Source organism: Streptomyces sp. NPDC058307, assembly GCF_042880295.1.
GTDB lineage: Bacteria > Actinomycetota > Actinomycetes > Streptomycetales > Streptomycetaceae > Streptomyces.
Genome location: NZ_JBHVYZ010000036.1, coordinates 51,608 through 65,236, shown reverse-complemented (window position 1 = coordinate 65,236; position 13,629 = coordinate 51,608). Strand labels below are relative to the sequence as shown.

The 13,629-nt window shown below is 70.2% G+C and carries 13 protein-coding genes; 3 read left to right on the top strand and 10 right to left on the bottom strand.

The window, feature by feature from the left end; translation table 11 throughout:
• Position 1: 1 nt before the first annotated feature.
• Together ACFVYN_RS24750 and ACFVYN_RS24745 are read right to left on the bottom strand one after the other, a co-directional pair.
• Positions 2-1,462: an aminotransferase class I/II-fold pyridoxal phosphate-dependent enzyme gene (locus ACFVYN_RS24750; protein ID WP_390001919.1), complete on the bottom strand. Its 1,461-nt coding sequence runs from the start codon at positions 1,460-1,462 to the stop codon at positions 2-4.
• Entirely contained in the window at positions 1,404-2,201 is a 798-nt protein-coding gene (locus tag ACFVYN_RS24745; protein WP_390001917.1) for a hypothetical protein, read from the bottom strand. The genes ACFVYN_RS24750 and ACFVYN_RS24745 overlap by 59 nt, the downstream gene beginning before the upstream one ends.
• Before the next feature lie 495 nt (positions 2,202-2,696).
• Between ACFVYN_RS24745 and ACFVYN_RS24740 the strand changes: the two genes are divergently transcribed.
• Entirely contained in the window at positions 2,697-3,428 is a 732-nt protein-coding gene (locus tag ACFVYN_RS24740) for a dienelactone hydrolase family protein (protein ID WP_390001915.1), read from the top strand.
• Positions 3,429-3,553: 125 nt separating this feature from the next.
• Here ACFVYN_RS24740 and ACFVYN_RS24735 read toward each other — a convergent pair whose 3' ends face one another.
• The 3 genes from ACFVYN_RS24735 to ACFVYN_RS24725 all read right to left on the bottom strand — a co-directional run bounded on the left by ACFVYN_RS24735 (position 3,554) and on the right by ACFVYN_RS24725 (position 6,690).
• Positions 3,554-3,850 carry a hypothetical protein gene (locus ACFVYN_RS24735; RefSeq protein WP_390001913.1) on the bottom strand — a complete coding sequence of 99 codons (297 nt, stop codon included), beginning with the start codon at positions 3,848-3,850 and terminating at the stop codon, positions 3,554-3,556.
• 658 nt (positions 3,851-4,508) lie between these two features.
• On the bottom strand, positions 4,509-5,627 hold the full coding sequence (locus ACFVYN_RS24730) for a fatty acid desaturase family protein (protein ID WP_390001911.1): 1,119 nt from the start codon (positions 5,625-5,627) through the stop codon (positions 4,509-4,511).
• Between the two features lie 7 nt (positions 5,628-5,634).
• Complete coding sequence (locus tag ACFVYN_RS24725) at positions 5,635-6,690, bottom strand: ferredoxin reductase (RefSeq protein WP_390001909.1); 1,056 nt, start codon at positions 6,688-6,690, stop codon at positions 5,635-5,637.
• Positions 6,691-6,777: 87 nt separating this feature from the next.
• On the opposite strand from ACFVYN_RS24725, the gene ACFVYN_RS24720 reads away from it, so the two are divergent.
• Complete coding sequence (locus tag ACFVYN_RS24720; protein WP_390001908.1) at positions 6,778-7,917, top strand: PucR family transcriptional regulator; 1,140 nt, start codon at positions 6,778-6,780, stop codon at positions 7,915-7,917.
• Between the two features lie 207 nt (positions 7,918-8,124).
• Here ACFVYN_RS24720 and ACFVYN_RS24715 read toward each other — a convergent pair whose 3' ends face one another.
• Complete coding sequence (locus ACFVYN_RS24715; protein WP_390001906.1) at positions 8,125-8,556, bottom strand: ATP-binding protein; 432 nt, start codon at positions 8,554-8,556, stop codon at positions 8,125-8,127.
• A gap of 390 nt (positions 8,557-8,946) precedes the next feature.
• On the opposite strand from ACFVYN_RS24715, the gene ACFVYN_RS24710 reads away from it, so the two are divergent.
• Positions 8,947-11,601, top strand: a complete 2,655-nt coding sequence (locus tag ACFVYN_RS24710) for a glycosyl hydrolase (RefSeq protein WP_390001904.1) — start codon at positions 8,947-8,949, stop codon at positions 11,599-11,601.
• 45 nt (positions 11,602-11,646) lie between these two features.
• On the opposite strand, the gene ACFVYN_RS24705 is transcribed toward ACFVYN_RS24710, so the two are convergent.
• The 4 genes from ACFVYN_RS24705 to ACFVYN_RS24690 form a co-directional block, all read right to left on the bottom strand.
• Positions 11,647-11,904, bottom strand: coding sequence for an acetyl-CoA synthetase (locus ACFVYN_RS24705; RefSeq protein ID WP_390001902.1), 258 nt, complete (start codon positions 11,902-11,904; stop codon positions 11,647-11,649).
• A gap of 133 nt (positions 11,905-12,037) precedes the next feature.
• Positions 12,038-12,178 (bottom strand): hypothetical protein, encoded by a 141-nt coding sequence (locus ACFVYN_RS24700; protein WP_390001900.1) that lies wholly within the window; start codon positions 12,176-12,178, stop codon positions 12,038-12,040.
• Positions 12,179-12,283: 105 nt separating this feature from the next.
• Positions 12,284-13,162, bottom strand: a complete 879-nt coding sequence (locus ACFVYN_RS24695; protein WP_390001899.1) for an LLM class flavin-dependent oxidoreductase — start codon at positions 13,160-13,162, stop codon at positions 12,284-12,286.
• 221 nt (positions 13,163-13,383) lie between these two features.
• On the bottom strand, positions 13,384-13,626 hold the full coding sequence (locus ACFVYN_RS24690; protein WP_390001897.1) for a DUF5302 domain-containing protein: 243 nt from the start codon (positions 13,624-13,626) through the stop codon (positions 13,384-13,386).
• Between the last annotated feature and the right edge of the window lie 3 nt (positions 13,627-13,629).

The window sequence follows — 13,629 nt, the reverse complement described above, 5'->3', positions numbered from 1 at the left end:
CTTACTGAGCCGTCACCCGTAGGGTTTCGGCGGTCGGGTCGGCGGCGTCGGGCAGGAGCATGCCGGCGGCTGCGCCGCTGGTCAGGTAGTCCACGACGGGGGCGGTGATGACTTCCCCGGGGGCCACGACAGGCACACCGGGCGGGTAGGGGCTGATCGTCTCGGCGGCGATGCGTCCGACGGCCTTACGGGCCGGCACATGCTCCGCGGCCGCGAAGAACGCGTCGCGCGGAAGCATGGCCTGCTCCAGCTCCAGTGCGGGCGGCTCGGGAAGCCGCACGGCGGGCTGGGTCTCGATGCTGTCAGCGTGGTCGACGAGGCGCTGCAGGGAGTCGATGAACAGGTTCTCGGTACGGTCGTTGTCGGAGTGGGTGATCTGTCCGCTGATCCGGCAGGTGTCGGAGGAGCCGAAGTCGACGTGGCAGTGGGCGCGCAGCCATTCGGCGGCCTGCATGCCGCTGATGCCCAGTTCCCGCACGTCGATGGTGATCTTCAACAGGTCCAGTTCCGCGGTCAGGCCCGCGTCGACGACCTCCTGGCCCATCAGGCGCAGTCCGGGCAGGTCGGCGACGGCCTTGCGGATGCGTGCGGCGCGGCGCAGCGCAGCGTCCAGCAGGTCGTAGCCCTGCTCGGCCATCTGACGGCGCCAGCCGTCGAGGGTGGCGTACACCAGGGACGAGGAGCTGGTGGTGCCCAGCAGGTCCTCGCGCTGCTTGAGCACCTCCGGGGAGACCCGGTCGCCTTGAAGGTGGAAGACGGAGCTCTGTTCGATGGCACCGCCCATCTTGTGGACGCTGGTGACGACCAGGTCGGCGTCGGCGTCCATGCCCCAGGACGGAAGATCGGGGTGGAAGGGCAGATGCGCCCCCCATGCCTCGTCGACGATCAGGGGGACGTCCTGTTCGTGGCAGACCTCCGCGACACCGCGGATGTCCGCGCACGAGCCCCAGTCGGTGGGCGTGATCAGCAGCATGCCCTTGGCGTCCGGGTGCGCCCGCAGCGCGCGCCGTACGTCCTCCGGCTCCGGGGGGTGTGCCAGATGCCGCTCGGCGTCGAACTTCGGATGCACCCACACCGGTTCCACGCCGTTGACGATCACCGCGGCGATCACGGACTTGTGGGCGTTGCGGGAGATGAGGAGCTTCTCGCCCGGACCGGCGACCGCCAGCATCGCGGTCTTCACCGACAGGGAACTGCCGCAGGTGGAGAAGAACGCCTGCTCGGCGCCGACCGCGTCGGCCATCAGCTCCTCGGCCTGCGTCAGAACCCCTTGCGACTCGCGACGGTCGTCGAGCCCGTTGAGGGAGAGCACATCCGAGGCGAACACGCCCTCGCCGACGATGTCCACCACCCGTGGATCGGCCCCCAGCCCCTGTTTGTGCCCCGGAGGCCCGTACACCACGTCACCACGGCGCCGGAACTCCTGCAGAGCCTCCAGCACGGGGACACGTGAGTGGTCCATCACTGCTCTCCTTCTGTCCGGTGTTGTCCTGGGTGCAGACGGTCGGGGAGGTCTTCGAGGAGGTGGGCGAGTGTCTCGGCGCCCTGGAGCGGTGACTGGACCTCGACCTTCTCGTCGGAGTCGTGCCATTGGTCCTCGGGCAGTCCGGTGCCGTAGAAGAGGACGGGGGCGTCGACGGTTTCGGCGAGCAGGGCGGCGGGCGCTCCCCCGCCGTTGCGGATGTGCGGTGCGGGACGTTGTACTCGAAGCCGTCCCTGGTGTGTTCGGCCACCCCGTGCCGCAGTTGCCGCATGACGTCGTCGGCGTGCTGGTCGGGCACCGGGCGCAGGGTGATGTCGGCGGAGACGACCGCCGGGATCACGTCGCGGGCGGGATCGTCGGGGTCCCCGCCGGGCAGGGTGACGGCTTCCGCCGCGGGCCGGGTCCACACGCGTTCCAGCACGCTGTGGCCGGCCCCGCCCTGCACGGTGCGGGTGCGGGTGCGCTGCAGCCACTCGTCGGTGTCGAAGGCGATCGCGGCCATGCCCCGGCGCTCCTCGGCGGAGGGCTCCGCGACCGGGTCGGCCGTCCCGTCGGTCGCCGTCAGGCGCTCCAGCTCGTCCAGCGAGTCCCTCTCCGTCGGACCCGACCCGTCCCGCTCCGCGTGACCCAGCGGCACCGCCCGCCACGGCCGCGACCGCGTCTCCTGCCGGCTGCCCGCCTTGGCGGAACGCTCACCGATCAACCAGGTCCCCGGCATCACCATCTCCCTCTCTCGTCGACGCCTCCCCCGCGGTGAGGCATCGACGCATTGCGCCCTGCTGCCGTCCCCTCACGCACATGCCTGCCGCCGCACGCCCGTACGCGGGGACACGCCGAGTACCCATCGGCACGGTGCCTACCGGCCGGGCAGCTGTCGGGTAGGGGGTGAGGCCGCGTGGGGACCTTCCCTGGTGGCGCCGGCGGACGCGGTGGCCGGCGGGGTGCGACGTTGTCGGAGGAAGCCTCTGAAGGCCGGCGGCACCAACCTCACGAGACAGCTGAGCAGTTAATGCCGCATCAGGTGCGCGTTCGCCCTGTCGGGCAACCTTGCTGTCCCGGCGCGGGCGAAGCCCTTCGTGGTACCTTTTCCGCCGCCGTGCGCTGCTGCGAACTCAAGGAGGTGAGACCGATCAACACTTTGACAGGTCGGGCCTCCCTCCCCTGCATGGCCCAGGGAGTGCCCGCGGAGGCATCCCGAAAGGCTTGAAACGCTATGCGCTTCACCCTTGAGACGTCGTGCGACGGCGTCCGAGAGCAGTTCTTCGTCCTCGGTGAGATTCCCGGCGTGCTGTGGACGCCGCAAGGTTCAGCCGGTACTCGTCCGATGGTGATGATGGGACACGGCGGTGGTCAGCACAAAAAGGCCCCTGACATCCTGTCCCGTGCACGCCGGTTCGTGGCCGAGTGCGGCTTCGCGGTCGTGGCGGTCGACGTGCCCGCCCATGGCGACCGGCCGAAGGTCGAGGAGTACGACCGGCTCGCGGCCGAGAACCAGGCTCGCGTGGAGGCCGGTGAAGAACTGGCTCCGCTGATCGCTGACTTCCAGGCGCTCGTAGCCCGCCAGACGGTGCCGGAATGGCGGGCGGTTCTGGACGCGGTCCAACAACTCGAGCACGTCGGCGCGGGTCCGGTGGGCTATTGGGGGGTCTCGTTGGGGTGCGGGCTCGGCGTTCCGTTCGTCGCCGCCGAACCCCGGGTCCGCGCGGCGGTGCTGGGCTTGGGCGGGGCTCTGGCATCAGCCGAGGTCGCCGGACAGATCACCGTCCCGGTGGAGTTCCTGGTGCAGTGGGACGATGAGCGAGTGCCGCGAGCCCAGAGCCTGGCTCTGTTCGAAGCGTTGGCCTCGGCCGAGAAGACGCTGCATGCCAACCCCGGCAAGCACGGGGAGGTCCCGGCATTCGAGGTGGACAGCACGCTGAGGTTCTTCGCCCGGCATCTCGGCTGAACCCGCTGCCACCGGCGTCAGGGTTCGCCGGCGCGCTGACCAGCCATGGCCGGGACTGAGATCTGGTTACTCCGGCCATGGCCGGGCCCGTGGTCCGGGTGCTCCGGCCATGGCCGGGTGGGCGGTCAGGGCGTGTCGCCTGAGTAGTAGAAGCGGCACATCACACCCGGGCCGGGCATGCGGGGCTCGTTGGGGTGCGGGTCGTACAGGGCACGGCCGCCGGGCCACCGCGTCAGCTCGGTGGACAGGGCGACGCCATCGTCGACTTCCTCGGTCCGCCATCCATGGATGTCCAGCAGCAGGCCGTCCAGCGGCCCGCCGACCAGTTCGGCGTAGGTCCGGTGCGGGAGGGGGCCGGGGTTGGGGTCGTCGTGGTCGGCACCGTAGACCCGGCCGTTCAGCAACTGCTCGTCTCCGTTCATCCGATCAGCTTTGCAGCCGCCACCGACAACGAGGGTGCGGAGACGGCGGCGGGCCCGGCCTGAGTGGTGGCCGGGCCCGTGCGAGGTGGTGCGGGGCTACTGGGTCTGGATGGCGCCGCGGTTGACGAGTCCCTGGACGTAGGGCGGCCCGTCGTGCTCCAGGGTGGTGGTGGCGGCGTGGACGTCGGCTCGCACAGGTCGTCTCCCTCACTGCGTCGGTTGAGCCGGGCCCGGCCGTCGCGTTCGTCGTCCAGAACTGCTCACCTCGCACTGCACCATCGGGAGACGGTGGCCAAGATTGCCGAGGAGCTGGCCCGGACGGACCCGGCGGGTTGCTCAGCACGGCAAGGCCGGCAAGGGCGGCATCGACGGCCTGGACGTAGGGCCAGTGCGGCAGCCCCGGCGATGTGCCCCGCCATCAGGGGTCTTGACGAGCAGGCCCTCGTTGGCGGCGGCGAAGGCCCGGCACCAGCAGTTCACGCCCAGCGCTTTGGAACACCTCGCCGGGGGCCCGGCGCGGCCGGACACTGGCTGCGCCGGATCCCGTGTCGTACGGTCTGACGTCGAGATAGCCCAGCGTCCGCACCGCATCTCACCGAACCCGGCGGTGCCGCAGGTACGGCCGGTACGTCCGGGAGGCCTGAACCCGTACCGGCAATCAGGCGGCGACGAGCTCCCGCTCGCGGTCCGGCGTTTTGACCTCGGGCTTCCTGTTCGGCAGCGAGAGCCGGAAGACCCTGTGCCACGCGGAGAACACCTGCTTGGGCAGCGGACCGGTGACGTACTCCAGGTCGTACTTCTCGAACAGCGCGCGCACCTTCACCGCGACCTCGGCGTACCGGTTGCTCGGCAGGTCCGGGAACAGGTGGTGCTCGATCTGGTGCGACAGGTTGCCGGTCATGAAGTGCATGGCCTTGCTGCCGCTGATGTTGGCAGAGCCCATCATCTGGCGCAGGTACCACTGGCCGCGCGTCTCGCCCTTGATCGACCGGCGCTCGAAGACCTGTACGCCCTCGGGGAAGTGCCCGCACATGATCACCGAGTGGGACCAGATGTTGCGGACCAGGTTCGCGGTGAACGTGGCGGCGAGCGTGGGGAGGAACGACGGGCCCGACAGCAGCGGGTGGATCACGTAGTCCTTGAGCACCTGCTTGCGGATCTTGCGGCCCACGGCCCTGGCCCGCGCGCGGAACTCCGGGCTCTTGCGGCGGCGCTTGTCCAGGTTCTTGCCGAGCTCCAGGTCGTACGCCGCGATGCCGTACTCGAAGAAGCAGGCGTTGATGAAGTTCCACAGCGGCTGGCCGAGGTGGATCGGGTGCCACTTCTGGTCCTCGTCGACGCGCATGATGCCGTAGCCGAGGTCGTTGTCCTTGCCGATCACGTTGGTGTACGTGTGGTGCAGCTCGTTGTGCGAGTGCTTCCACTGCTCGGCCGGCGAGACGTGATCCCAGTCCCAGGTGGTGGAGTGGATCTTCGGGTCCCGCATCCAGTCCCACTGGCCGTGCAGGACGTTGTGGCCGATCTCCATGTTGTCCATGATCTTCGCCACGGACAGTCCGGCGGTACCGAGCAGCCACGCGGGCGGGAAGAGCGAGAACAGCAGTACGCCCCTGCTGACCAGCTCGAGCTTGCGCTGCGCCGAGATGACCTTGCGGATGTAGGCGGCATCCTTCTCGCCGCGGCCGGCGATCACCTCGTCGCGGATCGCGTCCAGCTCGCGGCCGAGCTCCTCGATCTGCTCCGCGGTCAGGTGGGCGGTGGGGTCGATGGCGGTCAAGGTGCTCCTACCGTTCGATGTCACAGGGGCCCGCCGCGGCGGACACGCAGGTCTGGATGAGGACGCCCGGCTCGGCCTCGGTGATCTCGCCGGTGCGCAGGTCGCGGACGGCGCCCGCCTTGAGGGGCGTGACGCAGCCGAAGCAGATGCCCATGCGGCACCCGGAGGGCATGAGCACGCCGGCCTCCTCGCCGATGTCCAGCAGCGGCGTGGCGCCGTCCGCGTCGGCGGTCCTGCCGCTGACGCTGAACGTGACCTCGCCGCCGTCACCGGCGACGACGATGCTGGGGCGGAAGCGTTCGATGTGCAGGCGCTCGGGGACGCCGTGCTCGCTCCAGTGTTTCTCGGCGGCGTCGAGCAGGCCCGTGGGCCCGCAGGCCCAGGTCTCGCGCTCGGCCCAGTCGGGCACGAGTTCGTCGAGCCGGGCGATGTCGAGCTGGCCGTCCGTGTCGGTGTGCACCTCGGTGAGCCGCAGCTTCTTGTCCCCGACCAGGTCGTGCAGTTCGTTGCGGAAGATCACGTCCTGCGGCCGGGGCGCGCAGTGGACCATGACGACGTCGTCGAACTCGGTGTCGCGCAGCATGCCCATCACGGGCGTGATGCCGCTGCCGGCCGTCAGGTAGAGCACCTTGGCGGGCTTGGCCCGCGGCAGCACGAAGTCACCGGTCGGCTGGTCGAGCTGGATCAGCGTGCCCGGCTTCGCTCTGCGGACCAGGTGGTTGCTGACCTTGCCGTCCGGGATCGCCTTCACGGTGATCGTGACGCGCCCGTCCTGGCGGTCGGTCGGCGAGGTGATGGAGTAGGCACGCCACAGGCGCACCCCGTCGACGTCGACGCCGACCCGCACGTACTGACCGGGCGTGTGACCGCGCCAGCCCCGTCCCGGCCTGATCACGACAGTCGCGGCGTCAGCTGTCTCGGGGTGCACGGCCTCGATGCGCCCACGCAGGTCAGCGCCCGCACGCAGCGGACTGACCAGGTCGAGGTAGTCCGACGGCAGCAGCGGCGTCGTGACCATCTCCAGCAGTTTCCACGCCCTGCTGCGGAGGGCTGTACTCGTCATACCCCCAGCTTGCTGCGCCTCAAGGCGTAAAGTCCTGACCGCAGGACGTAAATCTGGCTGGCTGATTTGTTCGCAGGGAATAGAAACGTGAGTCATGCAATCCAGAGGGCCAGCGAACTGGCCCTCGATGAGACGACGGTCACCGCACTTCGGGGCGCACTGAAGACCACCGCCGACGAGGTCGTCCAGGCGATCATCGACGAGGTCCCTCCCTACGCCAACGCCCTCTCGGGCAGCATGGGCGGCACCATCCGCCGAGCCGTCCGCACCGCCCTGGGCCATTATCTGGACCTGGCGAGCGGAAAGACCAAGGGCGTCGACGCCGGTGACGCAGCCTACGAGCTGGGCCGCGGCGAGGTGCGCGACGGCCGTTCGATGGACGCTCTGCTCAGCGCCTACCGCGTCGGCGCCCGCGTGGCCTGGCGATGCCTGGCGGCGGGCGCCGTACCCGCAGGTCTGCCCGCCGCCGAGGTCGCCAAGTTCGCCGAGCTGACCTTCGCCTACATCGACGAGCTCTCCGCCGCGAGCGCCGCGGGCCACGCCGACGAACTGGCCGCCCGCGGCAGGGACCACGAGCGCCACCTGGAACACCTGGCCCGCGACCTCCTCGCCGGCGCGAGCCCGGACGTGCTGCTGGCCTCTGCCCAACGGGCCGGATGGCAGCCCCCGGTCGCGCTGACCGCGGTCCTGCTGCCCGCCGCCCAGGCCCGGCCTGCCTACCGCGCGCTCGACCCGAGCACCCTCGTCCTCGACGATCTGCCGGATGCCACCGGTGTGCTGCTCGTCCCCGATGCCGACCGCGCCCATCTCCTGCGGCAGCTGACCGACCGCACCGCCGTGGTCGGTCCGGCCCGGCCATGGACTCGTGCGTCCGCCTCGTACGCCCGAGCCGTACGCGCGCGCTCTCTCTCCTCCGATATTCGCGACACCGAGGACCACCTGCCCGAACTGGTCCTGAGCGCCGACATGGACGCGTTCGCAGACCTGCGCGCCCGAGCCCTCGCACCGCTGCGGACCTTGCCCGACGCGACCGCACGGCGGCTGGAGGAGACGTTGCGGGCGTGGCTGCTGCACCAGGGCAGGCGGGACGAGGTGGCGGCGGCGCTGTTCGTCCATCCCCAGACCGTCCGGTACCGGATGTCGCAGGTGCGGGAGCTGTTTCCGGATCTCGCCTCGCCGCACCGGGTCCTTGAACTGACGCTGGCGGTCGGTCTTCGGGTCAGCTGACGCGGGCTTCGACCATCCACGAGCGAGTCCACGAGCGAGTCCACGACCGCGTCCACGAACCGTCCAGGACTCGTGCCCACCACGCGTTGTCCGGTCGGCCGCAGCCGAGCGAAATCCAGAGTCGGACGTACGGGTCGTCACCTGATCCTCATGCCGGACACGTGACACCTGTCCTCCACAGGGGGCTTCATCCCCACTGAGCAGAACTCAACTGCCGCTTGCCTCGGGGCCGGTGGTGGCAGCGGGGTCGGCGGGGCGGAAGCATGCCGTCACCGTCTTGCCGTGCCGTTGACACCTCATCCCCCACTCATCGGCGAGCTTGCGCACGATGGACACCCCGCGGCCGGAGACCGCGCCCTTCTCCGGTTCGCGCTGCTGCGGCAGCGACGGGTCCTCGTCGTGGACACTCACCTGAAGACAGTCACCGTCCCAGGTGAGGACCATCTGTGCGTCGCTGTGCGCGTGGATGTGCGCATTGGTGATCAGCTCGGACACCGCCAGCACGATGGCGTCCACCGTGTCCGGTTCGGCAGCGGTCCAAGGCAGCGACTCAAGACGCCTGCGCGTCCACTCCCGGCCGACGCGCACTCCTTGGGACATGGGGAACGAGTGCGCCCACCCCATCGCCTTCACCGCCACTGGCCGACTTCCTTTCTTGGCCCACGAAACGTCCCGTGCACGCACCGTGTACCCGGCCCTCGTGCCAACAGGCATGACGAGGCCTTTCGTGGAGCCGGACAGGGCACGTGCGGGGCGTTGTCGGTCACGATGCGTTCGATCGGAATGATGCCGAGGCACGCGAACCAGGCTCGGCCCTACGGCGGAACGCCACAGCAGTGAGGGCCAGAGGGTGTACCAATCGTCCAGTCCGCGCAACCAGCACTGCCGGCTGGTTCGTTCACCTCGGAAGTGCTTGCGCATCACGCGGGCAGGTTCCGGTCAAGGCTTGCCCAAACCCCCGGATGGTCCCTCCCGCGCGTGATCAGGTCTCCAGCGACGGCCGTATCACCGCCCGCTTGGGAGGACTTGGTGTCAGCACCAACTCATAGAAGACGATGGCTCACGACCTGCGCCATCACCGCAACCGCCGGACTCATCGCGATACCCGCGAGCGCCGCGCCCGGCACACATGGCAGCAGCCCCTTCGGAGCCCGGACACTCGCCCAACTCGCCGCTGAGCGCGCGCAGTCGGTGGGCGCCATGAGCCCCAAGGTGAAGGAGGACGACGGCGACGACGGCAACGAGGCCGACGAGATCGCCGAAGGCGCGGATCAGTACGCCGAGGCCCGCACCTCGCCCGGCATCGTCGCCCCGGGAGCGTACGGGGCCGCATGGAGCAGCCTCAGCAAACTGCCGCGTACCGGCGGCAGTTGGCGCAATGTCACCGATCTGCCGTACAACTCCGACGACCCGCGCTACCGCGACATCGACTCCAACTCCAGCGGCGGCTCGGGCAATGTCACCGGCCGGATGGCCGCGGTGGCCGCCGATGACGACGGGTACGTGTACGCGGGCAGCGCGGGCGGCGGCGTGTGGCGCTCCCGTGGCGGTGGCGGCCACTGGAAGCCGATCAGCGACCGGCTTCCCTCACAGTCCACGGGCGCGCTCGCGCTCGACGGCGGCGGACGGCTGTGGCTGGGCACCGGCGAGGCGACCACCAACGCGGACGCCTACCTCGGCAGCGGGGTCTACGTCCTGTCCGACCCCCACCACGGCACGTTCTCCAAGCGCAGCCGGGTCGGCGGGGACCAACTGGAGTCCACCACCGTCCACCAGCTGCGCTTCGCCGGGGGCAAGGTGTGGGCGGCGACCAGCGCGGGCGTGTGGAGCCACTCCACGAAGAAGCTCGGCGGCGCCTGGAAGCTCGAGTTCGCGCCCAACCCCGACTATCTGCCCGGCGGTTCGAAGGCCGCCGATCCCAGCGCCGCGTACAAGAACATCACCAACGACATCGCGATCGACCCGAAGAACCCCTCCAAGGTGGTTCTCGCGGTCGGCTGGCGCAGCGGTGACGACTACAACGGCTTCTACACCAAGGTGAACGGCGCCTGGACCCGGATCACCAGCGGCTTCGGCGACCTGCCGACCGACGCGGACAACGTCGGCAGCGTCACCTTCGCCCGCTCCGCCGACGGCTCCCGGTACTACGCCATCGACCAGTCGCCGGAGCAGCTGAACACCAATCCGGACAGCGGTCTGGAGGGCATCTACGTCTCCAAGTCGGGCTCTCCCGGCGGTCCTTGGACGAAGATCGCCGACTACCAGGGCCTGGCCGCCTCGGGCTCGGCGCTGACCTCTCCGGGCTACATGCCCGGCGTGCAGGCCTGGTACAACCAGTTCCTCACCGTCGACCCTGCCGACCCCGAGCACGTGTACGCGGGTCTGGAGGAGGTCTACGAGACCAAGGACGGCGGCGGCAGCTGGTCGACCGTCGGGCCGTACTGGAACTTCAATTTCCCCTGCTGGAGCATCGACCCGGCCAAGCAGACCGGTGACTGCAACCCGACCACCCACTCCGACCAGCACGGCGTCGCGATCGGCCGCTACCACGGCAAGAGCTTCGTGTACGTCGGCAACGACGGAGGCGTCTACAAGCGCCCCGTCAACGGCTCCCAGGACTCCTCCGGGCACGCCACCGACTGGACCTCGCTCAACGACGGCACCATCGACACCCTCCAGTACTACTCGGTCGGTGTCGGCAAGGACCTGGACCACGGCGGCGTCTCCGTCACCGGCGGTCTGCAGGACAACGGCCAGTCCGTCCTGCGCAGCAACGACAAGGTGATGGGCTCCAACTTCGGCGGCGACGGCGGTGACACCCTGACCGACCCCGCCAACGGCTGCAACATCGCCGAGGAGTACGTCTACCTCTCCATTCAGGTGACGCAGAACTGCGCGGTCAACGACGGCAGTTGGATCGACGATCCGAGCAAGGCCACGTCGTACAACGTCGCCCCGGCCGACAACGCCACCGGCGAGGCACGCTTCATCGCCCCCCTCGCCGCCGACGCGAAGAACAGCTCGACCTGGATCGCCGGCGGCCGTCACGTCTGGGTGCAGACCCACGGCTACGCCATCCGCAGCGGCGACGAGTGGAAGAGCGTCTACGACCTCGGCGAAGGCCACACCGCGACCGCCGTCGCCGCCTCGGGCGGCAAGGTGTACGCGGCCTGGTGCGGCCCCTGCAACAACCAGGGCTTCACCCGCGGCATCGCCGTCGGGAACGCCGACGGTACCGGGTGGCACGACATCGCCCTGCCGGCCACCGGCGCGAACGGCACCGTACCCAACCGCTACCTCAGCGGCTTCGCCGTGGACCCGAAGAACGCCGCCCACGTGTACCTCACGGTGAGCGGGTTCTCCCGGCAGTGGACCGAGGGGCCTGGGGCCGGCGTCGGCCACGTCTTCGAGTCCAAGGACGGCGGCACCACCTGGAAGGACATCTCGAAGAACTTCCCCGACGTGCCGGCCGACTCCGCGGTCGTCACGCCGAACGGCGGCCTCGCCGTCGGCACCGACCTCGGCGTCGTCTACCGTGCGCCCGGCCGCTCGAGCTGGCAGCGTGTCGGCTCGCTCCCGGCCGTCGCCGTGCTCCAGCTGAAGCTGAGCCCCGACGGTCGCACACTGTACGCGGCCACCCACGGCCGCGGCATCTACTCGATCAAGGTGCGCGACTGCGACTGAGGCACCATCGGTGTCGCGACGGCGGGGTGATCCCGGTTTCCGGGGTCACCCCGCCGTCGTGTGCGGCACCACGTTCACCTGCAGCGTGAAGGCCACGCTGCCCGTGCCCGCCAGATCCGGTTCCTTCGCCAGGACGGTGATGTCGGCGGCGCCACCCCGAGTGCCCGCGCACCGCAGCGCGGCCCTCGCGGTGCCGTCCGCGTCCAGCTGCCAGCCGGACGGCAGGACGAAGGCCCGCGCCGAACTGCGTATGGCGGTCCACCGCTTGCCGTCCGTGCGAGGGCGCAGGACGAGCGACACCACGGTCCCGGGTCGTACACACACCTCGCGCCGGGGCGGATCACCTGGGGACACGGTGACGTCCACGTGCCCGCTGGCACAGCCCTTCGGCGAGGAGGGTGCGGAGGCCGACGCGGACGGGGTCCGTCCGGTCGGGCTAGCGGTCGGTGACACAGAGGGGCTCGCAGCGGGGCTCGTTGCGGGGCTTGTGGGCGGCGTCCCGGACGCGGACGTCGGCGCACCCGTCGACGGCGTCGCGGAGCCGCTCCCGGACGCCCCGCCGGACGAGCCGCCGCACGCCGCCAGGACGACCATCCCCGCGATCATCCAGCCCCCAGCCCATCCTCGTCGCATCCGTGCACCTCCCGGCCCGGCTCCACCGGATACCAGCATGCCCCACCCCTCAGTCCTGCTGCCCGACCGCCTCCAGTACGGCCTTCAGCTGCCGCAGCGGATCAGCGCCGGTGATCCGCAGTACGACCGTGTCGGCACCGGCCGTCGCCAGCTCGCGGATGTGTCCGGCGGCCTGCGGTGCGGGGCCCGAGACGGTGAACACCTCGTGCGGCGGGCGGCCGAGCCAGGCGCCGTGGCCCTCGACGTGCGGGTGAAGGGTCCGGGCCACCTGATCGGGATCGTCACCGACGCAGGCGAAGGCGAAGACCGTCAGGGTGTGGTCGGACGCGGCGCCGCCCTTGACGGTCAACGCGCGGGCGTTCTCCAAGTCGTGCGGGCCGTGTCCCTCCGCGATGACGGTGCCGTCCGCGACCCGTCCGGACAGTTCCAGGGAACGAGAGCGCACCACCCCCGCGACCACCGGCGGGACCTCGACCGGGGGATGCGTCAACTGGACGCCGTCCAGGTGGACTTCGCGTCCTGCCAGCTCCACCCGCTCGCCGCGCAGCAGCGCGCGTACGGAGGTGATCGTCTCCTCCAGCAGGGCCAGCGGGGAGCGCGCCGCGGCTCCCACCTGGGCCATCCACTCCTGCACGCCGTGCCCGATCCCGGCCACCAGGCGTCCGGGGAACACCCTTGCCAGCGTGGCCAGTTCCATCGCCAGGAGCGCCGGGCTGCGCAAGGGGGCGGGGGCGATGCCGATGCCGACCCTGATGCGTTCCGTGGCTCCCAGGGCCACGGCCGCCGCCGACACCCCGCCGTTCCAGCCGAGGTCCTCGACCACCCACACGTCGTCCACGCCAAGAGCCTCGGCCTGCCGCGCGAACCCGGGCAGCCCCTCGGGGGCCCAGTCGCGGTCGTACATCACACCGATCCGTACGTTTGTCATACGCCGGAACCTATGTGGCGTTGACACATCGATCAACGGTGTATCGAGGCCGGCCCTCGGCCACGACCACCGGTCTGTCGGCGCGGGGCCGTTCCACACGCGACGCAGATCGTCGCGCGGAGACACGCTCCGGGCACCTCAGCCGACGGCACGGCGTGAGGTGCCCGGAAACGGTCGCGGGGACATCGAGCGCCCCACTCGGATTCCGGTGCCGCTCCGGCTCAGCCCCCGCTCTTGCGCCGGAACGACCGCTGGCTCGACGCCGGGCCGTGTGTCCCACGGATCTTCGACGCGTTGGGGTTGGCGGCGAGGTCGGCGGCCTCCGCCTGCGCACCGCGCTTGCGCGCCAGTGCCTCGCGGAACTTCTGCTTGAGGTCGTAGTTGCCGTCGCTGTCGGGCGCGAGCGGTGACGTCTCGGGCTCGGCCGGCTCCGAACCTTCTGGGGATGCAGCTTCTGCGGTCATCGT

Bases quoted from the DNA above. Each gene is read 5' to 3' on its own strand.
- ACFVYN_RS24750 (WP_390001919.1), bottom strand. From the start codon at position 1,462: ATGGACCACTCACGTGTCCCCGTGCTGGAGGCTCTGCAGGAGTTCCGG.
- ACFVYN_RS24745 (WP_390001917.1), bottom strand. From the start codon at position 2,201: ATGCCGGGGACCTGGTTGATCGGTGAGCGTTCCGCCAAGGCGGGCAGC.
- ACFVYN_RS24740 (WP_390001915.1), top strand. From the start codon at position 2,697: ATGCGCTTCACCCTTGAGACGTCGTGCGACGGCGTCCGAGAGCAGTTC.
- ACFVYN_RS24735 (WP_390001913.1), bottom strand. From the start codon at position 3,850: ATGAACGGAGACGAGCAGTTGCTGAACGGCCGGGTCTACGGTGCCGAC.
- ACFVYN_RS24725 (WP_390001909.1), bottom strand. From the start codon at position 6,690: ATGACGAGTACAGCCCTCCGCAGCAGGGCGTGGAAACTGCTGGAGATG.
- ACFVYN_RS24695 (WP_390001899.1), bottom strand. From the start codon at position 13,162: ATGACAAACGTACGGATCGGTGTGATGTACGACCGCGACTGGGCCCCC.
- ACFVYN_RS24690 (WP_390001897.1), bottom strand. From the start codon at position 13,626: ATGACCGCAGAAGCTGCATCCCCAGAAGGTTCGGAGCCGGCCGAGCCC.